The 16,905-nt window shown below is 38.3% G+C and carries 30 protein-coding genes and 2 tRNA genes; 25 read left to right on the top strand and 7 right to left on the bottom strand.

What is annotated here, in order from left to right; translation table 11 throughout:
* Positions 1 to 11 precede the first annotated feature (11 nt).
* Together ACEE44_RS02745 and ACEE44_RS02740 are read right to left on the bottom strand one after the other, a co-directional pair.
* Positions 12 to 389: an ImmA/IrrE family metallo-endopeptidase gene (locus ACEE44_RS02745; RefSeq protein WP_449171195.1), complete on the bottom strand. Its 378-nt coding sequence runs from the start codon at positions 387 to 389 to the stop codon at positions 12 to 14.
* Positions 376 to 735 carry a helix-turn-helix domain-containing protein gene (locus tag ACEE44_RS02740; RefSeq protein WP_216807203.1) on the bottom strand — a complete coding sequence of 120 codons (360 nt, stop codon included), beginning with the start codon at positions 733 to 735 and terminating at the stop codon, positions 376 to 378. The genes ACEE44_RS02745 and ACEE44_RS02740 overlap by 14 nt, the downstream gene beginning before the upstream one ends.
* 308 nt (positions 736 to 1,043) lie before the next feature.
* Here ACEE44_RS02740 and ACEE44_RS02735 point away from each other — a divergent pair, with 308 nt between their 5' ends.
* Positions 1,044 to 1,235, top strand: coding sequence for a hypothetical protein (locus tag ACEE44_RS02735; RefSeq protein WP_216807202.1), 192 nt, complete (start codon positions 1,044 to 1,046; stop codon positions 1,233 to 1,235).
* A 104-nt stretch (positions 1,236 to 1,339) separates the two neighbouring features.
* Here ACEE44_RS02735 and ACEE44_RS02730 read toward each other — a convergent pair whose 3' ends face one another.
* Positions 1,340 to 1,618, bottom strand: a complete 279-nt coding sequence (locus tag ACEE44_RS02730) for a hypothetical protein (protein WP_024395624.1) — start codon at positions 1,616 to 1,618, stop codon at positions 1,340 to 1,342.
* A gap of 145 nt (positions 1,619 to 1,763) precedes the next feature.
* Between ACEE44_RS02730 and ACEE44_RS02725 the strand changes: the two genes are divergently transcribed.
* From ACEE44_RS02725 to ACEE44_RS02685, 9 genes are all read left to right on the top strand, one after another.
* On the top strand, positions 1,764 to 1,949 hold the full coding sequence (locus ACEE44_RS02725) for a helix-turn-helix domain-containing protein (protein WP_024395623.1): 186 nt from the start codon (positions 1,764 to 1,766) through the stop codon (positions 1,947 to 1,949).
* A 74-nt stretch (positions 1,950 to 2,023) separates the two neighbouring features.
* On the top strand, positions 2,024 to 2,335 hold the full coding sequence (locus tag ACEE44_RS02720) for an excisionase (RefSeq protein WP_392452404.1): 312 nt from the start codon (positions 2,024 to 2,026) through the stop codon (positions 2,333 to 2,335).
* The gene (locus ACEE44_RS02715; protein ID WP_449171179.1) at positions 2,332 to 2,616 is read left to right on the top strand and encodes a hypothetical protein; all 285 of its coding nucleotides are present in this window, start codon (positions 2,332 to 2,334) and stop codon (positions 2,614 to 2,616) included. Before ACEE44_RS02720 ends, ACEE44_RS02715 begins: the two co-directional genes overlap by 4 nt.
* On the top strand, positions 2,609 to 2,839 hold the full coding sequence (locus tag ACEE44_RS02710) for a hypothetical protein (RefSeq protein ID WP_449171178.1): 231 nt from the start codon (positions 2,609 to 2,611) through the stop codon (positions 2,837 to 2,839). The genes ACEE44_RS02715 and ACEE44_RS02710 overlap by 8 nt, the downstream gene beginning before the upstream one ends.
* Complete coding sequence (locus ACEE44_RS02705; protein ID WP_395378630.1) at positions 2,832 to 3,062, top strand: hypothetical protein; 231 nt, start codon at positions 2,832 to 2,834, stop codon at positions 3,060 to 3,062. The genes ACEE44_RS02710 and ACEE44_RS02705 overlap by 8 nt, the downstream gene beginning before the upstream one ends.
* Entirely contained in the window at positions 3,034 to 3,807 is a 774-nt protein-coding gene (locus ACEE44_RS02700; protein WP_449171177.1) for an HNH endonuclease signature motif containing protein, read from the top strand. Before ACEE44_RS02705 ends, ACEE44_RS02700 begins: the two co-directional genes overlap by 29 nt.
* Positions 3,791 to 4,273, top strand: a complete 483-nt coding sequence (locus tag ACEE44_RS02695; protein WP_449171176.1) for a siphovirus Gp157 family protein — start codon at positions 3,791 to 3,793, stop codon at positions 4,271 to 4,273. Before ACEE44_RS02700 ends, ACEE44_RS02695 begins: the two co-directional genes overlap by 17 nt.
* Positions 4,270 to 4,734 (top strand): hypothetical protein, encoded by a 465-nt coding sequence (locus tag ACEE44_RS02690; RefSeq protein WP_449171175.1) that lies wholly within the window; start codon positions 4,270 to 4,272, stop codon positions 4,732 to 4,734. The genes ACEE44_RS02695 and ACEE44_RS02690 overlap by 4 nt, the downstream gene beginning before the upstream one ends.
* Positions 4,703 to 5,875, top strand: coding sequence for a DEAD/DEAH box helicase family protein (locus tag ACEE44_RS02685; RefSeq protein ID WP_449171174.1), 1,173 nt, complete (start codon positions 4,703 to 4,705; stop codon positions 5,873 to 5,875). The genes ACEE44_RS02690 and ACEE44_RS02685 overlap by 32 nt, the downstream gene beginning before the upstream one ends.
* An 87-nt stretch (positions 5,876 to 5,962) precedes the next feature.
* Here ACEE44_RS02685 and ACEE44_RS02680 read toward each other — a convergent pair whose 3' ends face one another.
* From ACEE44_RS02680 to ACEE44_RS02665, 4 genes are read right to left on the bottom strand one after another with little or no spacing between them, the layout of a single operon-like run.
* Complete coding sequence (locus ACEE44_RS02680; protein WP_449171173.1) at positions 5,963 to 6,511, bottom strand: DUF6036 family nucleotidyltransferase; 549 nt, start codon at positions 6,509 to 6,511, stop codon at positions 5,963 to 5,965.
* A complete protein-coding gene (locus ACEE44_RS02675) occupies positions 6,504 to 6,791 on the bottom strand; it encodes a hypothetical protein (RefSeq protein ID WP_024385310.1) in 288 nt (95 codons plus the stop codon). The genes ACEE44_RS02680 and ACEE44_RS02675 overlap by 8 nt, the downstream gene beginning before the upstream one ends.
* Positions 6,791 to 7,249 carry a hypothetical protein gene (locus ACEE44_RS02670; RefSeq protein WP_024385309.1) on the bottom strand — a complete coding sequence of 153 codons (459 nt, stop codon included), beginning with the start codon at positions 7,247 to 7,249 and terminating at the stop codon, positions 6,791 to 6,793. The genes ACEE44_RS02675 and ACEE44_RS02670 overlap by 1 nt, the downstream gene beginning before the upstream one ends.
* The gene (locus tag ACEE44_RS02665; protein ID WP_074485110.1) at positions 7,239 to 8,156 is read right to left on the bottom strand and encodes an IS1595 family transposase; all 918 of its coding nucleotides are present in this window, start codon (positions 8,154 to 8,156) and stop codon (positions 7,239 to 7,241) included. The genes ACEE44_RS02670 and ACEE44_RS02665 overlap by 11 nt, the downstream gene beginning before the upstream one ends.
* Positions 8,157 to 8,201: 45 nt before the next feature.
* Here ACEE44_RS02665 and ACEE44_RS02660 point away from each other — a divergent pair, with 45 nt between their 5' ends.
* The 15 genes from ACEE44_RS02660 (at position 8,202) to ACEE44_RS02590 (ending at position 16,778) form a co-directional block, all read left to right on the top strand.
* Positions 8,202 to 8,453 carry a hypothetical protein gene (locus ACEE44_RS02660; protein ID WP_449171172.1) on the top strand — a complete coding sequence of 84 codons (252 nt, stop codon included), beginning with the start codon at positions 8,202 to 8,204 and terminating at the stop codon, positions 8,451 to 8,453.
* Complete coding sequence (locus ACEE44_RS02655; protein ID WP_449171171.1) at positions 8,453 to 9,436, top strand: adenine-specific methyltransferase EcoRI family protein; 984 nt, start codon at positions 8,453 to 8,455, stop codon at positions 9,434 to 9,436. The genes ACEE44_RS02660 and ACEE44_RS02655 overlap by 1 nt, the downstream gene beginning before the upstream one ends.
* Positions 9,437 to 9,451: 15 nt before the next feature.
* Positions 9,452 to 10,690 carry a GmrSD restriction endonuclease domain-containing protein gene (locus ACEE44_RS02650; protein ID WP_074485112.1) on the top strand — a complete coding sequence of 413 codons (1,239 nt, stop codon included), beginning with the start codon at positions 9,452 to 9,454 and terminating at the stop codon, positions 10,688 to 10,690.
* A 123-nt stretch (positions 10,691 to 10,813) separates the two neighbouring features.
* Positions 10,814 to 11,134, top strand: a complete 321-nt coding sequence (locus tag ACEE44_RS02645) for a hypothetical protein (protein WP_449171170.1) — start codon at positions 10,814 to 10,816, stop codon at positions 11,132 to 11,134.
* Between the two features lie 9 nt (positions 11,135 to 11,143).
* Entirely contained in the window at positions 11,144 to 11,842 is a 699-nt protein-coding gene (locus ACEE44_RS02640) for an ERF family protein (protein ID WP_449171169.1), read from the top strand.
* Entirely contained in the window at positions 11,842 to 12,138 is a 297-nt protein-coding gene (locus tag ACEE44_RS02635; protein WP_449171168.1) for a hypothetical protein, read from the top strand. The genes ACEE44_RS02640 and ACEE44_RS02635 overlap by 1 nt, the downstream gene beginning before the upstream one ends.
* Complete coding sequence (gene ssb, locus ACEE44_RS02630) at positions 12,135 to 12,533, top strand: single-stranded DNA-binding protein (RefSeq protein ID WP_449171167.1); 399 nt, start codon at positions 12,135 to 12,137, stop codon at positions 12,531 to 12,533. The genes ACEE44_RS02635 and ssb overlap by 4 nt, the downstream gene beginning before the upstream one ends.
* Before the next feature lie 10 nt (positions 12,534 to 12,543).
* The gene (locus ACEE44_RS02625; protein ID WP_449171166.1) at positions 12,544 to 13,371 is read left to right on the top strand and encodes a bifunctional DNA primase/polymerase; all 828 of its coding nucleotides are present in this window, start codon (positions 12,544 to 12,546) and stop codon (positions 13,369 to 13,371) included.
* Complete coding sequence (locus ACEE44_RS02620; protein ID WP_449171165.1) at positions 13,355 to 14,743, top strand: VapE domain-containing protein; 1,389 nt, start codon at positions 13,355 to 13,357, stop codon at positions 14,741 to 14,743. Before ACEE44_RS02625 ends, ACEE44_RS02620 begins: the two co-directional genes overlap by 17 nt.
* A gap of 369 nt (positions 14,744 to 15,112) precedes the next feature.
* Positions 15,113 to 15,259 (top strand): DUF7204 family protein, encoded by a 147-nt coding sequence (locus ACEE44_RS02615; protein ID WP_449171164.1) that lies wholly within the window; start codon positions 15,113 to 15,115, stop codon positions 15,257 to 15,259.
* A 5-nt stretch (positions 15,260 to 15,264) separates the two neighbouring features.
* Positions 15,265 to 15,570, top strand: a complete 306-nt coding sequence (locus ACEE44_RS02610; protein WP_449171163.1) for a DUF1372 family protein — start codon at positions 15,265 to 15,267, stop codon at positions 15,568 to 15,570.
* A gap of 1 nt (position 15,571) precedes the next feature.
* Positions 15,572 to 15,808 (top strand): hypothetical protein, encoded by a 237-nt coding sequence (locus ACEE44_RS02605; protein ID WP_263930498.1) that lies wholly within the window; start codon positions 15,572 to 15,574, stop codon positions 15,806 to 15,808.
* A gap of 235 nt (positions 15,809 to 16,043) precedes the next feature.
* The gene (locus ACEE44_RS02600) at positions 16,044 to 16,466 is read left to right on the top strand and encodes a DUF1492 domain-containing protein (protein ID WP_024377658.1); all 423 of its coding nucleotides are present in this window, start codon (positions 16,044 to 16,046) and stop codon (positions 16,464 to 16,466) included.
* Between the two features lie 110 nt (positions 16,467 to 16,576).
* Positions 16,577 to 16,664 (top strand) — tRNA-Ser (locus ACEE44_RS02595).
* 3 nt (positions 16,665 to 16,667) lie between these two features.
* A tRNA-Arg gene (locus ACEE44_RS02590) sits at positions 16,668 to 16,778 on the top strand.
* Positions 16,779 to 16,905: the final 127 nt, after the last annotated feature.

The following is a 16,905-nucleotide window of genomic DNA, read 5'->3' as shown; positions in this document are numbered from 1 at the left end:
TACTCCTTTAATTAACTAACCAGTTTATAAAATTCTTCTTGTATCATCCGCTCTCCCCAGCTAGTCGCTATCCTGTTAGTCTCAGCGAAATAGAGCCAGTTGAAGTCGTTTGGGTCGTACTTGCTGAGGTATTCCTTAAGCAGTTCCCTGACCATGAATCTGTCAGCCTGATTTTCGTACTGTAGCAAACAGCGAGAATAATTGACAGGATTATGGTTAATATGCCCCAATTCATGCAGTATCACACGTTCTCGCTCCCCATTTGACAGTGCAGCAGACACGTAGATTGTACGTAGGTCAGGGAAGTAGAATCCGTCGCGTTCCCATTGTTGACTGTGAAAAACAAAAAGTGTTACTTTATTTTCTTTGAGTAGTTCATCTATCTTCACTGCCACTTACCCCGATTGATAACTTAATGATTTGCTCGATTTTATAGACATCATCATCAGACAATGGTTTTCCATCAAATAGGACTACGCTATTGCGTAAATCGGACAAGTCAACCTCTTTTCCGTCTGGTGTCGTGTAAAGCTTTGGATTATCCGTTCTGCCTAACAAGTAGTCAGTAGACACGTTGAAGTAGTTAGCTATTTCAGCCAATCGTTCGGCGTTGGGAGCTTTCGTTTTTAAAGTATAGAAATAATTTGTACTATATCCTAGATTTTCTTCTAACTTTGCTAATGAGATTCCCCTCTTTTTTGCAAGCTCTTTTATTTTTTCTAGTGTTGAAAACATTGTTAAATCAACCTTTCTAAGAGATTGACAAAAAATATTCCAAAAATCTAGAAAAAAGTGTTGACTTATTCTAGAAAAAAGTATAGAATAATTTTTGTAAGATGATTTAGTTAGAAAAAACGAAGTCAAAAACATTCTAAAAAATTAAATAACACGGTCGCCAAACTGTATTTATAAATGATTAGAAGTGTTCTAAACGTTGTTTTTATTATGCCTTGATTATAGACTTTATTATAGAGTTTGTCAAGAAAATATATAATTTTTTCTAACTATTTCGCTTACATTTATATAGAAAGCGAGGAAAAATCATGCCAAATACAAATAGTGGACGCCAAAAAATATTGGACTACCTAGATGAGAACAATATCACTATGACAACACTTGCGGTCCAGTATGGGATGGTGCGTCAGGATGTCACAAATATCTTGAACGGTAAACTAAAAAACCCACAAGCAAATCGTTTTATTGCTCGTGTGATTGAGGATTTTAAAATTCGGTAGAGAGGAGAAGGGGATGAAGATAATAAAAATAGAATCTACCAAGAAGCAGATTCTAATATCCAAGAACAAACGAATAATATTTCATGTTCCTGATGGCACGATGTTTATTCATGATCTGGAAAAGTGATGATTTGCGCGCCATTCTCATCGGTAAAAACATGCGGCTTTCTGTTTGACCATACAGTTGGCACGCTTGAATCGCAAAGAATCGTTAGTCCGTCCTCATAGACGATTAAGTTATGTATGAAAGTTTGATTATCAGTCGTAGTAGCAAACTTTAACAAGGCTTCTGGTTCGTGCAGAATTGTCCCTTTAGTTAATTCTACACTGTAAGGAAGAAACGTAACTTCATCTTTCGCCATTGCATTTATAACTTTCTGCATAAATTTTCTCCTTTCTATCAAAATTATGAATAAAGAGTGTAAAGGATTTTATTCATGAGAATATTATAGCAAAATGATATTGAAAAATCAATATCTAGTTGAAAATAGCTTTTTAAATACTATATCTAGTATACAGGAGGAATATATGTGGGAAATAATTGAAAGATTACTCGAAGAAAGAGGGTTGAATAAAAACCAACTTGCTAGACAAGCTGGTTTGCATCAAAATAGCCTAATCGATCTAAAAATGGGAAGAAAGAAATCCTTGAAGTTTGAGGATGTTGTCAAAATAGCTGACACTTTGGGTGTCAGTCTGGACGAATTTAGGTAACAAAAAACCACTGCGGGAACAGTGGCTCACTAAAATAACTAACATTATTATATCACAGAAAGGGATGAATTACTATGCCAAAAGCAGAATTAGTTTACAGACCGGCTAAACAGTCTGAAAAGGCTGAGGCAGGAGATTATGCTCACCTTTGCCAAATCTGGGAAGGTTTAACAGTTGCAACGGCTAAAGTTTGGGCAGCGGAAATGCGTGAACATCCAGACTTCAGACAATACGTTTTTAATCCTACTCACAAGATTGTGTTTATTGATTACAAAGGATTTGGTCTCTTTGTAAAGTGGAAAAGTCGCAATCGATACAGACCGAAGAAAGAAACATTGGCAGAAATGTTGAAAAATATTGAAATAGAAAAGAGGTTTTCTGCATGACAGAATCAATTTATGACGCGCTGGCTAGTCTATCAGTATTCGTCTTGCCAATCTTGGCGGTAGCAGTTGTGGAACAGCGGAAACTGGAAAAACAACGCAAGGAACGTGAAGCTAAGTTGCTTAGGGAACAACTAACAGCCCTGGCTTGTGAGCGAGCTGTCGAAGTTGATCGCTTAGCTTGGAAAGCCAGTGCACAACAAACGCTTGCTAACTGGGAACCAATCAAATTTGCTGAAGATACACAAAATCGTGCAGTTAGAAAGTGGGGCAGACATGCTTAGTAAGTTTTTTAGAACAAATCAAGTCGACAGCTATGGCATTGACCTACCAGCTAAGACACATGATCGACTTGAGCGTGAAAATGCAATTCTCCGTGGCATGGTAAATGATCTTGATAAAGAAAATTGCGAATACAGACGAGTCAATCAACAGTTAGTTGATGAAAATGCACGACTACAACGTATAGCAGAAAAAGAAGAAATTTTAGGAGGTGCCTATGGTTAGAAATAAAATGTCAAATCTAGCCGATACCTTATTCGCTCAATTGGAATATTTGGATGATAGGGAACTCTCGGAAAATGAATTGCAAATCGAAATTGAACGGTCCAAAGCCATGGTTTCCGTGGCTGGTCAAATAGTGTCGATTGGTAAATTGGCTATTGAAGCTGAAAAATTAAAACAGGAAGCAGGTATTGAACATGCCCCAATCGCTTTGCTGGAAGGATGAATATACTGTTTATATGCATGAGATTTGTCCTGGTCGATTAACGCCAGAAGTTACTGAAATGTTAAATGCAAAGTTCGGAACCAGTTACACAAAGTCACAAATTGCATGTGTCAGAAAACGGCTAGGATTGCCAGTCGGGAAAGTGTTTCAAAAAAAGTTACTGACTTACGAGCAACATCAATATTTCTTAAATAATCATCAAGGTAAAATGGCTCATATCTTCGCCGAGGAAATGAATAAGAAATTCGGTCTAACCCTAACTGGCCAACAAATTAAAAGATACCGAAATAATAATAATTTATACAGTGGGTTGACAGGTCACTTTAAAAAAGGACATATCCCCGTTAATAAGGGAAAAAAGTTTCCGAACATGCCACCGAATAGTGGTCAATTCAAAAAAGGGAGCAAGCCTCCAAACTGGGTACCTGTTGGAACGATTCGATATACAACAGATGGATATCCAAAGATAAAAATTGCTGAACCGAGCATTTGGAAACAAATGCATCGTAAAGTTTGGGAAGAACACTACGGACCAATTCCAAGCGGTCATTCGGTTGTGTTTTTGAATGGTGACAAGACCAACTGGGATATTTCAAATCTTGCTTGTTTATCTAAGAATGAAATAGTTAGGATGAACCAAGATGGGTTATTTGCATCCGACGCAGCCTTTACTAAGGTCGGTATTGGTTATACAAAACTAAAAAATAAAATTACTGAGGTAAAAAGAAATGGCAACACTATATGAACTAACAGGTCAATACCTAGACATCTATTTGATGGATATTGACGACGAAACAAAAGCAGATACACTAGAGTCACTTGATTGGCAGGAACAGTTTGAAGAGAAAGCTGAAGGCTATGCTCATATCATCAAGAACTTAGAAGCTGATGTTGCCATGTATAAAGCTGAAGAAGCAAACTTTAAAGCTAAGAAACAAGCGGCACAGAAGAAACTTGAATATATCAAGGGGAATATCATGACAGCAATGACGGTGACAGGTCAGTTAGAAGTTAGAAGTGGCGCTTTGACTTTGAAGGTGCAGAAAAATCCTGAATCTGTCCAGGTGTATGAAGACCTACTGCCTAAGAAATACTTTGCAAAAAAAGTTGAATTGAAACCGGACAAGACCACGCTTAAAGAATTGCTGAAGGCTGGTAAGAAAATTAAAGGTGCGGAGCTTATTCGGACAGAAAAGTTGGTGATCAAGTGAGAATCCTTTCAATCGATCCATCAAGCAACCGAATAGAGACGTCCACAACAGGAGTAGTCTTGCTGGATAATGCAGGTCTAGTGAGCTATTGGATAGTTCCGTTCGGTGCCAGGAATTTCAGTCGGTGGTTTCGTGAAGTTGGTCGTGACTTGGAATACGATGTTGCCATTGTAGAAGAATACCAGGTACGTGACAATGATTATTCTCGAGATAACTCAGTCGCTGAGACCGTGGAAGCTGTTCAAGCGTGCTATCCCAACGTGGAACTCGTTCGCAACGCTGGCTATGTGTCAGATATTCCTGATCAGTTACTTAGGGAGCTTGGTCTTTGGACTTTTGACAAATCACATCATCAGGATGTGAGGGCTGCTGCTCGATTGGCACTATTCTGGGCGCAGAGAAAAGACATCGAGGAGGTTATTCAAGACATTGGAAATCGAATTACGCAAATGGCAAGCTGAGGCTGTGAAGCGGAGTGACCGAGATTGCCCTGGTATCTTTCTAGAGGGATTGGGTGGTCGTGGGAAGACAATTTGTGCCTTTGAGATTGCAAAGCACAAGGGGGCTAAAAAGGTATTGGTCCTGAACAATCGGCTGTCAATCCTGAATGGCTGGATTGACACTCACAACAAGCTCTACTTACAAGACTTCCGGCTGGAAGCCATGACAGGCAAGCGAATGCAGAATATAGTGGAAAGCGGTGAAGTCCTCGAGTTTGATGTCTTGATTGTTGACGAGTGGCAGAACATGTCCAGTGAAGCTAACTATAAAGCTTACAAGAAAATCCGACGTGACTATTCAATCGGCTTGTCCGCAACTCCAATCAGAAGAAAAGGTCAAAACTTCTATCCGCTGGAAAAGACAATCTTTGGCCAGGCGGAGCCAAATAATAAATTTGATTGGCAGAAAAAGCACGGCAAGATGAAGTATGACCGATTCAGTTATTCCAAAGAAAAGTGGGAAGACTTCCGTGACTATGAAAGTTATGTATCAGGTTTGCCAAATTTCTTCCGTTGGGAAGAGATTGAGGAAATCGAGGGAGCAGAGGAAAACAATGGATTTGAAGTCATCTTTGAGCCAATGTGGTGCCTGCCAGCAAATCCAGAAGAACTTGATCAACTTCGACGGCTGAACATCGTCGGAAAGAATGGTAAGTATGCAATGGCCAAGCAATCATTTGGTCGAAAGACTTTCGAGAGGTATCTGACCCAGACAGGCTTTGATGTGGATTTTCCAAAGATTAAAGCAGTCAATGCAGATACCCCAATGTTACTTCAACTAGATCTTCTCTTGACCAAGCAATCGGAAATGTTAATTGTCAGTAAGTCCAAACAAATCGTTGAGGTTATCTATGAACGGCACCCTGAAATCGGTATTTGGACTGGCGATAAGAAAGAAGGTCATGACAGGACCAACATGGTCGCTACTAGCCAAGTATTAGGAGTTGGGGTCGATGGGCTCCAGCACCGCTTCAAAACAATTGTAGTTCTGGATCCGTCCCAGCCCAGTGACGGAGATTATGATGATTACCGGCAACTTCTTTGGCGAATTACCGGTAGCCGTCAGCAGCACGACGTTAGGGTCGTAGAATTTTATTTTTAAGGGAACTATATACTAGTTTACACCACCAACAACATATAGTATTTCCGATAATATTAAAAAAGGCGACTTCCAAGCAGAAATCGTCTTTTAATAATGTCTAAATTCTTCTGGATGTTCGGTCATATACTCTGCCAACCATTCCATACCATAGGCTATTTCAAACACTTCTAAAACCATTGAAATATCAGGTTGAAATCCGTATTCTTTGAGTTTATTGATAACATCTTTTATAGAACGAATTTTCACTAGTTTAATAATTTCCCCAGCATCTTGTCTATCCCTATCTCGTCCACTTTCTAGCTTCATTCCGAGAATGTAAGATAGTGGTGGTACAAGAATCGTTAGATTTGAATAGTTAAATGCCTTCTCACAAATAGACCGTGGCGGTATTTTATTCAAATTTGCAACATTGTTGTTCAGCCATAATTCATCAGGTTCATTCACACCAAAATCATCACCAATTTTTGCAATAATACTTCTGATTTTAGCATCTTCTTGATAAAAAGCATCGACATCCTGTGTTCCTCGAAGATTATAATACTCTAGGACAAAACCACCAACACAAATGATTTCAAGGTCTATATTTTCCTTGGATAATTCTGTGTTGAGAGCTTCAAATAAAACTTTCTTATCCATAATTCCCCTCTCTAAACAGCTTCAGAATATCTTTTGGTTGGCTCTTACGATTAGCTTGTAAGACGTGTTCTCTTGTATGTGTACCGTCTGTTAAGGCATCTTGAAGGGTTGTCTTTTGAAAAGGTGTCAGGGTAGGATTTTTTAACAACTGTTTAACATCATCGGTGGTTAATTTTGTACCATCATCTTGAATAACCTTATAGAGATAGCGAAACCATAAATCACCATCACTTCCAGCGTGTTCGCTGGCTCTTACCATGTAATCATACCAAGTTGTCATTACTGTTCCCCCTTATTTTCTCTAGGGTTATAGTGCATGGCTATCCAAAGTTTCTTATCAAAATCAGATAGTTCTTTTTTCTTTGGATAAACGCAGTCATTCAAATCAGGGAATTTGAGACGATACTTTTTCTCAAAAAAGTTTTGAAACTCCTCTTTATTCTCTGCGACATCAATCAAGGCTTCCAGCTCTGCCATGTGTTTAGCGATTGCTTTTCTATCTACTTTTTTGAGGCTTTCTTTCAACGCATCGTAAACACAAGTCTTTGTTAGTTGAGCGTAAAAAGAACGATGGTTAGTAACAAAATCAAAACTGTACTTCTTGTTCCAGAATTTCGTATACTTGTCATAAAATTTATCAGAAAGACTAACCTGATACCCAATTAGTTTACTATCAACTTTTCGAGAAATAGACCTTTCCAATTCAAAATGTAAATCATTTAGTGTATTAGTAGCCATAAATCAGCTCCCTATATTTAGTACGGACACAGGCATTTGAAAGTAAGAGATTAAAACGCTGACTATCCGAATAATCACGAGTATTATAACGGAAAACAAATTCATCTACATAGTCTTGAAGATATTTCTTAGACCATGAATGATAAATTCCTAAAACGCCACGTTTCAATCCAGCCCAAAAGCCTTCAATCGTGTTAGTATAAACATCACCTTGCACATACTCACTAATTCCATGATTAACAAAGTCATGATTATACATCTTAGCCACTTTATTATAACCCAGCCATTCATCAGTGTAAAGTTGAGCTGTTTCCTTTACGTATTTGACAATCTGTTCAGTCAATGTTTTCGTCTTTGTATCTGGAACATGATGAGCATTAACTTTACCTTGACGTTGTACCATGCCTACTACAGCAGATTTGTCTTTCAATGAACGCCCTTGAGCATTTTTAACTTTTTTGGAGTTATGACGGTTCTTGTTTTTACCACCTATGTAGGTTTCATCAACTTCCACAACATCATCAAGACTATTGTTGTTTTCAGAACTAAAACACTTACGGATACGTTCCAGCATGAACCAAGCTGTTTTTTGCGTAACACCAATATCTTTTGATAATTGTACAGATGAGATTCCTTTTTTGTGAGAAGTCACAAGCCAAATTGCCATAAACCATTTACGAAGTTCAATTTTAGTATTATCAAAAAGAGTACCAGTCTTGACATTGAAGTATTTTCCAGTATTTTTACAACGGTATTTGTTACCTTTACATTTGTAGACCTTTGAGGTAGCATCAAAAGGGCTGATAATCACATCGCCCCAAATCATATTTTCTAAATGGTCAATACATGACTGTTCGTCTGGAAAAGCAGATTGTAAATCAAATAATGATTTAAACTCAAACTTCATAACTGGTACTCCTTACTTCGTAAGTATATTATATCGAAAATAAGAATGATTGTCAATAAAAATGTAAACTTCTACTATGCAAAAAGCCAGAATTTTGATATAATAGAAGTATCAAAAATAAAGGAAATTAAGCATTATGAACGCACTCACAGCTCACAGCTCACAGCTCACAGCTCACAGCTCACAGCTCACGCTGATTATGTAATCGGACGTGTTTTTTGTCAAGCTCTAAAACAGGCTTTTTCACATTTTTGTGAGGAAGCCTTTTATGCTCCCTACGAAAGTGGGGTGGCATAATGGCTGGCTCACTCCACAACGCTAAAAAAGCCAAAAACGATGAGTTTTATACTCGTTATAAAGATATTGCTGAGGAAATGGGGCATTATAGAGAACACTTTAGAGATAAGGTTATCTACTGTAATTGTGATGACCCAACACAATCAAATTTTTGGCGTTATTTTCATAACAATTTTGCTAGTTTGGGTATTAAAAAACTGATAGCAACACATTTTCAAGAAGATAGCGAACCTTCGTATGCTCTGATTTATGAAGGTGGTGATGACTTCAATATGGAAGCTGGAAATATTGAAACTATTTATGGAGATGATGAGTATACCGCTGGAGATTTCCGGAGCGAGGACAGTATAAACTATCTGAAAGAAGCTGATATTGTTGTGACTAATCCTCCGTTCAGTTTGTTTAGAGAATATATTTCTCAATTAGTGGAACATCAAAAAAAATTTATCGTTATCGGAAACAAAAACTCTGTAACATATAAGGAAATTTTTCCACTTATTCAGAATAACCAAATTTGGATTGGTGCTAGAAGTATGAATTCAGACTTTTGGTTGTACGTTCCAGAGGGAGCTGATTATGAAAAATTGGATGAAGATGGAAAAAAAGTAAAGCATATAATGGGTTGTTGGTTTACTAACTTAGATTTACAAAAACGACATGATGGTTTATGGCATGTAGGTGATGTATTTGACCAAACAAAAGCTCATAAATATTACGAAGGGTTTGAGAGTAAATACCCTAAATACGATAACTACGATGCAATAAATGTAGATAATGTTAAAGACATTCCAATTGATTATGATGGTGTAATGGGAGTACCAATAACTTTTATCAATTATTTCAATCCAACTGAATTCGAGATTATTAAATTCAGAAAAGGAGATGACGATAAAGATTTAACAATAGATGGGAAACCTCCATATTTCAGAATTTTAGTTAGAAATCTAAATCCAATTAGTCGTGATGAAGATAAGGGATATTGATAAAAGGAGAATAAAATGAAAGTAAGAAGATTAAGAGATATACTTGATAGGCCATTCACTATCAGAGATTTAGCTAGTGGGTATACCAATAATGATGATGGTGCTACTACTGACGCTGTAAAAGGATATAATGGTAACTTGAATATTCGTCCTTCTTATCAGAGAAATAGCGTATATAACGAAGATAAGAGACAAGCTGTAATTCAAACCGTTTTAGATGAGTGTCCTTTAGGTATTATGTACTGGGTTGATTTAGGAAACGGACAATATGAAGTTCTCGATGGTCAACAACGTATTTTAGCTATTTGTAATTATGTTATGGGGAATTACTCTGTAAAATCAAGTAAATTTCCATCCAGTGCTCCACAACAAGATTTCCCAAATCTTCAGATGAACCTAACTGACTTAGCAGAACAAATTCTTGATTATGAGTTAGACATATATGTTTGTGAAGGAACTGCTTCCGAAAAAATGAAATGGTTTCATGTTATCAATACAGCAGGCGAACCATTAAATGAGCAAGAATTAAGAAACTCTGCTTATACAGGAACTTGGCTTTCTGATGCTAAACAAAGATTTTCAACAAAGACTGGACGTGGCGTTGTACTTGCTGACGAGAATCCGAATAACGATAAAGCAGAACCACTATTAAATGGTAATTGGAATAGACAAGAGTATCTACAAACTGCTATTAAATGGGCTTCACAAAATGATAATGACGATAGTACAAATACAATCGAAGATTATATGTTGAAGCATCAAGGAGATGCAGATGCTTCTGAATTATGGCAAAATTTTTCTGCCATAATTGAATGGGTTCGTGGAAAGTTTATAAGCTATCAAAACAGTTTGAAAGGGATGGATTGGGGAACAATCTACAAAGAGTATCAATTAGGACAGTTAGACAACAATATCATCAAAAATAGTGCTTCTGTCATTAACGAAAAAATTGCAGAGTTGGTAAATGATGATGAAGTCACAACTAAAATGAAAGGGATTTATCAGTACATCATTTACGGAGATTCCAAATATCTCCAACTTAGAGCTTTTGATGATAAAACCATCAAGCAAAAATATGAAGAACAGAGCCATCACTGCGTTTATTGTGTGGATGAAGGAAACAACAGAGAGTATGCTCTTAAAGAACTAGCAGGCGACCATATTACACCGTGGTCTTTAGGTGGAAAAACTGTCCCTGAAAATTGCCAACTATTATGTAAAAAGCACAACTCTTCAAAAGGGAACAACTATTAAAATTGAAAAGGCGACTTCCAAAACGGAAATCGCCTTTTTGATATTCTCATAAATACAATATGTTGTTGGTGGTGTAAACTGGTATATAGTTCCCATTTTTAAAAAACAAAAGGAGCAAAAAAAATGAAAATTTCAAACAAGTTAATCGTATTGCGTGAGAAAAAAAGGGGTTATTTTATGGAAAGTATCGAAAATAATCCACATTCGTTAGCAACGAAAGCAGGTTTTGTAAAAGAAATCCGCGGTGCCCTATCACTTCCATACGAGTATTATTTGGAACAAAAATCCGAAATTAAAGCTCTTGCGAAAATGCACGATTGTGAAATCATCTTGGTAGATGCTGAGTACACACTTACTTATCCAAATGGAGGAGATGTTTCTAAAATTATTCCAAAAGAATCAAATTTATTTGATGATTTGATGGAAGCATTCAAACAATTTTAAGGAGAATACATGACAGTAAATGAATCGCCAATATTTGCAACACTGTGCAGTATTCAGGCAGAGCTGGTTGCACCTAAAGGACAATACAATTCTTTCGGAAAATACAACTATCGTAGTGCGGAGGATATTTTGGAGGCACTAAAGCCTTTACTCAAAAAGCATGATGCCTCCCTGGTCTTAAATGACGATATCGAACAGATTGGGGACCGCTATTATGTTCGTGCTACAGTAACATTATTTGCTTGTGGCAGTTCTATTAGTACTCAAGCGTCAGCAAGGGAAGAAGATACAAAGAAAGGTATGGATGGTAGTCAGATCACCGGAACTGCATCCAGTTACGCTCGAAAATATGCTCTTAACGGGTTGTTTGCCATTGATGATAACAAGGATCCTGATACGGATGAGTTTGCAAACCAAACTGGAAAGCAAGCACAAGCTCAGAAACCAGCGCAAAGTAAACCTGCATCAAATCCGAAACAGAATCAGAAAGCATCTGGCAGTGTTAAGTACATTACAGGAGCTCAAGCGAAAAAGCTACGTGAAGACATCAAGAATATTGCGGAGGCTTCAGGCGGTCCGGTTAATACTGTTGGAGTGTGGTTTATTGGCCAGCTTGGAGTGGATAAAATCGAAAGCATTCCAGCCGACCGCCTGCAAGAAGCACAAGATCTGATTGCAAAAACAAAGAAAGCGAAGGGAACGGAATAATGGGATATACAGAACTCGGACGAAAACGTCCAATTGTAATTCAAGGTGATATCTATGACGAAATCTTGATTTACAAATATAAAGGCGAAGTTTGGGGCGTGTGTTATAAAGGCGGCGAGATTGATTGCGTTTATAATTACACGAAAAAAGAATTCCATTGGATTAGAATCCATGGAATGACATTGAAAGAAATTGTTAAGAAAGTCATTCAACCATTAAAAAGATCTTTTCCAGGAGACTACTCAATGATTGATGAATATTTGGTAAGAAAGGCATTGAAGGTGGATAAATTATGATTAACAACGTAGTATTGGTAGGTCGCATGACTCGTGATGCAGAACTTCGTTACACTCCGTCAAACCAGGCTGTTGCGACTTTTACCTTGGCTGTCAACCGCAATTTCAAAAATCAAGATGGCGAGCGTGAAGCGGACTTTGTCAATGTAGTCATTTGGCGTCAGCAAGCTGAAAACTTGGCAAACTGGGCTAAAAAAGGTGCCTTGATTGGAATTACAGGTCGCATTCAGACTCGTAGTTATGATAACCAACAAGGGCAACGTGTCTACGTGACTGAGGTAGTTGCAGAAAGTTTCCAACTCTTGGAAAGCCGTGGACAACAGTCGAATTCTCAAGATGGCTCATTTGGAAATTCAAGCCCAATGGATATCCAAGACGAAGATTTGCCGTTCTAGGAGGTGCTAGATGGGAATGAAAAAAGCGGCTTTGGCTTATCAAAAAAAGGGCTTTTCTGTAATTCCTGTAAGCCCTTCAAATAAGCAACCGATGATTAAATTTGCTGATAAACCAGCAATGACCGCGCAGGAAATTGAAGATTTTTGGAATCAGTATCCGGATAGTAATATCGCTGTCCGGACTGACAAATTCTTCGTAATCGATGTTGATTTGCATGGGAAACACAACGGATATGAGAGTCTGGCCAACTGGGAACATCTCAACTTGATTACTCCGACATTACAAGCAAAGACTGCCAGCGGCGGCAAGCATATCTTTTACTTTAAGCATCCAGATATTTCCATGACGCAGATGATTGGATTCCTACCTGGTGTCGATGTCAAAGCACATCCAAATAACTATGTTTTGGTCGCTCCGTCAAAAACACCCAAAGGGGAGTATGTATGGGACTTGGAAAAGTCAAAAGAAGGCGGGACAATGGTCACTGCCAGTCGAGCGCTAGTCATGGCCATTAAGCAGGAGTATCTAAAAAAGAACAACCGAAGCGAACTTGATGACATTTATTATCAAATTCGGAATGGTGCAGGCAAGCGAAATCGGACCACGGAGGTCTTTGAAATGATTGTCAAAGGCTTTGGTGAGGAAGGTAGTCGAAACGATACGGCAGCCAAGTTTGCTGGAACATTATTGGCCAGAAGTGTTGACCCAAATTGTGTTTTGGAATTGGCACAGATTGCGAATAATAATTCTGCTGATCCGCTGAGTGACAGAGAGCTTAGTCGGACAGTAGATAGTATGATTCAAAAACACATGAGGGGAGGTGGCAGTGATTGGTGATGTTGTAAATATCTCAATTAAGCAATTTACCAGGACGAAGAAAAAGGTCTTGGATGAAAACGGAGAAAAGGTTGAGATTGATGTCATTGTCTCAGACAGTCCTCGAAACGTGCTGTTGGCCATGAAGAGTGATAACAAACTCAATGATTTCCTCCGGCACAATGAATTTACTGGAGAACATGAGATTGTGGTGGATGTCAAATTGGATGCTATCAGCATAAGAAAAGGTCAGTTGCCCTCTGCATTTGAATCTTATCTCAGTGTTTACTTAGAAAATCATTTCAAGGTGGTGTTCAGGACCAGGGCTTTGCAAGATGGTATTGAGGCATTCTTTGCTGAAAAGACCTATAATCCTGTCCAGGAATACATGGAACATGCCTATGATAGTTGGGATCATAAGGAACGCTTGAATCAAGTCTTTCAGACCTGGCTTGGCGCTGAAGACAGTATCTATGTCCAAAAAATCGCAGAAATGTTCTTTGTCGGGGCTGTGTCCAAGGTCTTCAATCCATGGGTAAAGTTTGACTACACTCTTGACCTGGTCGGTGGCCAGGGGGCAGGTAAGACAACTTTTTTGCAAAAGATTGCAGTTGACTGGTACACGGATTCTGCTAAGGATTTCATGGATAAGGACAACTACGAGATTATGCTAAAATCCCTGATTGTCAATGACGACGAGATGGTGGCCAGCAGGAAGACAACCTTCGATGAACTCAAGGCTTTTGTGACCAAGACCGATTTGACATTCCGTAGATCCTATGGTCGTCGTGCTGAAAAGTTTCCCAAGAACTTTGTGATTGCTCGGACCAGCAACAAGGTCGAGTACCTGGGCGATAAAACTGGTGAGCGTCGTTTTCTACCGGTCTTGGTGGATGCATCTAAACAATTCGTCAAGCCATTCGACATGACGGACGATGATGTCCTGCAGTTGTGGGGTGAGGCAGTTGCGATTTATAAAAAAGGTTTCACGTTGACCTTTGACGAAGATTTCGAGGATGAGCTGGCAGTTTACAAGGAACGCTTTACGTATCGGGATGAGGCAGAAAACCAAATCTATGATTATTTGGATATGCTAGTTCCGGAAGAGTGGGATAGTATGTCCGTAGTTCAACAGCATCAGTACACATGGGCATATTTCAACAATGGTATATATCGGAATGATGCCGGTTTTATTTACGAAGGTGTTAAACCGCAAGAAAGTGTGTCATCGAAGCAGATTCTGAAGAATGTTTTTGACATCGATGTCGCCAAAGGAGATAAATTAGCTCGGAAGATTAAGCTGATTATGGACAACAACCAGGATTGGGAGTACCGAAGAGGCCGTGTTGCTGGAAAACAATTTCGAGGATATTTTCGAAGAAATAGTGAATAAATTTTGATGTCACAAAAAGTTAATTTGATGTCACAGAATCTAAAAAATGTGACACCATGTGACATCACTGTGACATCATTGATGTCACACCTTATAAAGCCTTATGTATCAAGGGTTTAGGTGTATTTTTAATAATAAAATAAAAAAAGTGATGTCACACCCTTTGGACCCTTGATATTATTGAGGTTATAACCTATTTTTATAACTTTGTGACACCATTATTTAAATATTTAAGTTAATAAAAATAGTAAGTGCTATAAAGCCCAGTATAATAGGATTCTCGTTTTTTATAAAAAATGTTTTTGGAAAAGTGATGTCACAGTGTCACAGTTTAATTTTATGCAAAAAAATGAATAAAAAGGAGTAAAAATGGCATATACAGTAACAGTATTATTTGATCACATGGTAGTTGATGAAACGCATTACTTCGAAAATGAAGCTGATGCTTTGAAATGCAAATCAGGCCTTGAAGCTAGGTATCTAGGTCAGCGGTTGTATAGTGTGAAGATGGAGTAAGTTGAGTGAAAGATACCGTAAAATTTACAGCAAGTATGATTATAGTGCTGCTTGCTGCTTTAGGATTTATCTACATGATTTACCAAGTAGGTTATCAAACCGCTAAAAACGAACAGCAACCAGTGATTATTTATCAGGTAGATAATGCAGACGGTGTGATGGTAGGACAAATCACAGACAAGGAAATCATAGAAGGACGCTACACGGTCACGGTTCATGCTTACGGGAAGTTTCTGGTTACCAGAGAACAGTACGAGGCTATCAAAGTTGGTGACCCAATACCTGATTATTTGAAGAAAAGAGGAAGTTAGGATGACAGAAAAACAAGAGCCTTGTTTGGCAAAAATGGGTAAATATTGGGAAAGAGCTGATTTTGTTGGAGTATTTCAATATTCTTATACTCACGGAGATAGCCCAATGGTTGGTGGTTATAAAGCTGGACAGGTTTCATATCCAGTTGCAGTTGTTCGTTTTGGTGGTAAATTGTATCAGTTAAAACTTGATGAAATTGACTTTTGTGAGGTGAAGAATGAACAAGCGACAACGTAAAAAGATAATGCTGAACGGCCTGAACAAAGAAGAAAGATACCGTCGGACACATTGTCCAGTCTGTGAAGATAAAATAGGAGTTTTTGATAAGTATTTTAATACATATGGTTTTTGCTCTGAATATTGTGGCTATGAATACTACGGAATTTCAAGATTATAAAAAAAAGCCAAGGCACTCTCTGCCCTGGCTGTGGTAATAACTCATATACATTATACCACAAAAAGGAGACAGAGAGTGAACAAGGCTAAAGAGCTCTTGAATGAGCTACAAAATCTTGATATGGATATTCAAAGCCGTATAGATGAAATCAATGAGCTTGAGGCAGGTTTGCTCTCAAGCCCCAAGTGGACAGCAGACAAGGTCAAGGGTGGTCAGGCTAAAAAGGTTGATGATGTCTATACCCAGCTGATCGTGATGAAAGAGGCGATTGAACAAGACACTAACGAAGTTATTAACAGAAAACTTGAACTTGGTAGATTGATTAACAAGCTGAAAAATCCAAAGAGCAGATCAGTCCTCAGAATGACTTACATTACTAAGATGTATGTTGATGATGTTTGTGACAAAATGGGTATCAGTAGAACCACTTTCTATACTTGGAGGAATACGGCTATCTGTGAGTTGAATGATGTGTTGGAACAAATGGAACTAAATTGAACTTTACAAAACCGTACTGAACAAATCAATACTTGTTAGCACAGTTTTTATATTCTGCTAGAATGGTAGTATCAAGAATTAAGGGTAAGGCAGTAAGCCTTGCCTGTTATGGAGAGTTACTCAAGAGGCTAAAGAGGGCAGGTTGCTACCTTGCTAGGCCGAATTTTCGGTGCATGGGTTCGAATCCCATACTCTCCTTTAGACAAGGTAGTTCAAAGCGTAGGCAGTTGGTGGACGCATCAAAAAGAAGCGCATGTGCAGAACGCTTGGCTCCTAACCAAGAGGCTGGAGGTTCGAATCCTTCACTTGTCGTATAAACAATATGGCAGTCAACTGTTACAGTGTGCCTAAGTTGTTAAAATGTGGTGGCAACCTAGCTGGAAACAGCACAATTCTTAGATGTGGCAACAGTAACATCGCAAACCCACACAGCTTAGTT

It is taken from the genome of Streptococcus sp. 32226D021BW, assembly GCF_053545015.1.
Note: the sequence above shows the minus strand (reverse complement) of the source record. Positions and strands in the feature narration are given on the sequence as shown.

Excerpts from the sequence above, each read along its gene's own strand:
- ACEE44_RS02655 (WP_449171171.1), top strand. The coding sequence starts at position 8,453 with ATGGCTGGCTCACTCCACAACGCTAAAAAAGCCAAAAACGATGAGTTT.
- ACEE44_RS02720 (WP_392452404.1), top strand. The coding sequence starts at position 2,024 with ATGCCAAAAGCAGAATTAGTTTACAGACCGGCTAAACAGTCTGAAAAG.
- ACEE44_RS02670 (WP_024385309.1), bottom strand. The coding sequence starts at position 7,249 with ATGGCTACTAATACACTAAATGATTTACATTTTGAATTGGAAAGGTCT.
- ACEE44_RS02615 (WP_449171164.1), top strand. The coding sequence starts at position 15,113 with ATGGCATATACAGTAACAGTATTATTTGATCACATGGTAGTTGATGAA.
- ACEE44_RS02730 (WP_024395624.1), bottom strand. The coding sequence starts at position 1,618 with ATGCAGAAAGTTATAAATGCAATGGCGAAAGATGAAGTTACGTTTCTT.
- ACEE44_RS02635 (WP_449171168.1), top strand. The coding sequence starts at position 11,842 with ATGGGATATACAGAACTCGGACGAAAACGTCCAATTGTAATTCAAGGT.
- ACEE44_RS02675 (WP_024385310.1), bottom strand. The coding sequence starts at position 6,791 with ATGACAACTTGGTATGATTACATGGTAAGAGCCAGCGAACACGCTGGA.
- ACEE44_RS02740 (WP_216807203.1), bottom strand. The coding sequence starts at position 735 with ATGTTTTCAACACTAGAAAAAATAAAAGAGCTTGCAAAAAAGAGGGGA.
- ACEE44_RS02605 (WP_263930498.1), top strand. The coding sequence starts at position 15,572 with ATGACAGAAAAACAAGAGCCTTGTTTGGCAAAAATGGGTAAATATTGG.
- ACEE44_RS02695 (WP_449171176.1), top strand. The coding sequence starts at position 3,791 with ATGGCAACACTATATGAACTAACAGGTCAATACCTAGACATCTATTTG.
- ACEE44_RS02680 (WP_449171173.1), bottom strand. The coding sequence starts at position 6,511 with ATGGATAAGAAAGTTTTATTTGAAGCTCTCAACACAGAATTATCCAAG.
- ACEE44_RS02715 (WP_449171179.1), top strand. The coding sequence starts at position 2,332 with ATGACAGAATCAATTTATGACGCGCTGGCTAGTCTATCAGTATTCGTC.
- ACEE44_RS02640 (WP_449171169.1), top strand. The coding sequence starts at position 11,144 with ATGACAGTAAATGAATCGCCAATATTTGCAACACTGTGCAGTATTCAG.
- ssb (WP_449171167.1), top strand. The coding sequence starts at position 12,135 with ATGATTAACAACGTAGTATTGGTAGGTCGCATGACTCGTGATGCAGAA.
- ACEE44_RS02650 (WP_074485112.1), top strand. The coding sequence starts at position 9,452 with ATGAAAGTAAGAAGATTAAGAGATATACTTGATAGGCCATTCACTATC.
- ACEE44_RS02700 (WP_449171177.1), top strand. The coding sequence starts at position 3,034 with ATGCCCCAATCGCTTTGCTGGAAGGATGAATATACTGTTTATATGCAT.
- ACEE44_RS02735 (WP_216807202.1), top strand. The coding sequence starts at position 1,044 with ATGCCAAATACAAATAGTGGACGCCAAAAAATATTGGACTACCTAGAT.
- ACEE44_RS02660 (WP_449171172.1), top strand. The coding sequence starts at position 8,202 with ATGATTGTCAATAAAAATGTAAACTTCTACTATGCAAAAAGCCAGAAT.
- ACEE44_RS02725 (WP_024395623.1), top strand. The coding sequence starts at position 1,764 with ATGTGGGAAATAATTGAAAGATTACTCGAAGAAAGAGGGTTGAATAAA.
- ACEE44_RS02625 (WP_449171166.1), top strand. The coding sequence starts at position 12,544 with ATGGGAATGAAAAAAGCGGCTTTGGCTTATCAAAAAAAGGGCTTTTCT.
- ACEE44_RS02705 (WP_395378630.1), top strand. The coding sequence starts at position 2,832 with ATGGTTAGAAATAAAATGTCAAATCTAGCCGATACCTTATTCGCTCAA.
- ACEE44_RS02645 (WP_449171170.1), top strand. The coding sequence starts at position 10,814 with ATGAAAATTTCAAACAAGTTAATCGTATTGCGTGAGAAAAAAAGGGGT.
- ACEE44_RS02665 (WP_074485110.1), bottom strand. The coding sequence starts at position 8,156 with ATGAAGTTTGAGTTTAAATCATTATTTGATTTACAATCTGCTTTTCCA.
- ACEE44_RS02710 (WP_449171178.1), top strand. The coding sequence starts at position 2,609 with ATGCTTAGTAAGTTTTTTAGAACAAATCAAGTCGACAGCTATGGCATT.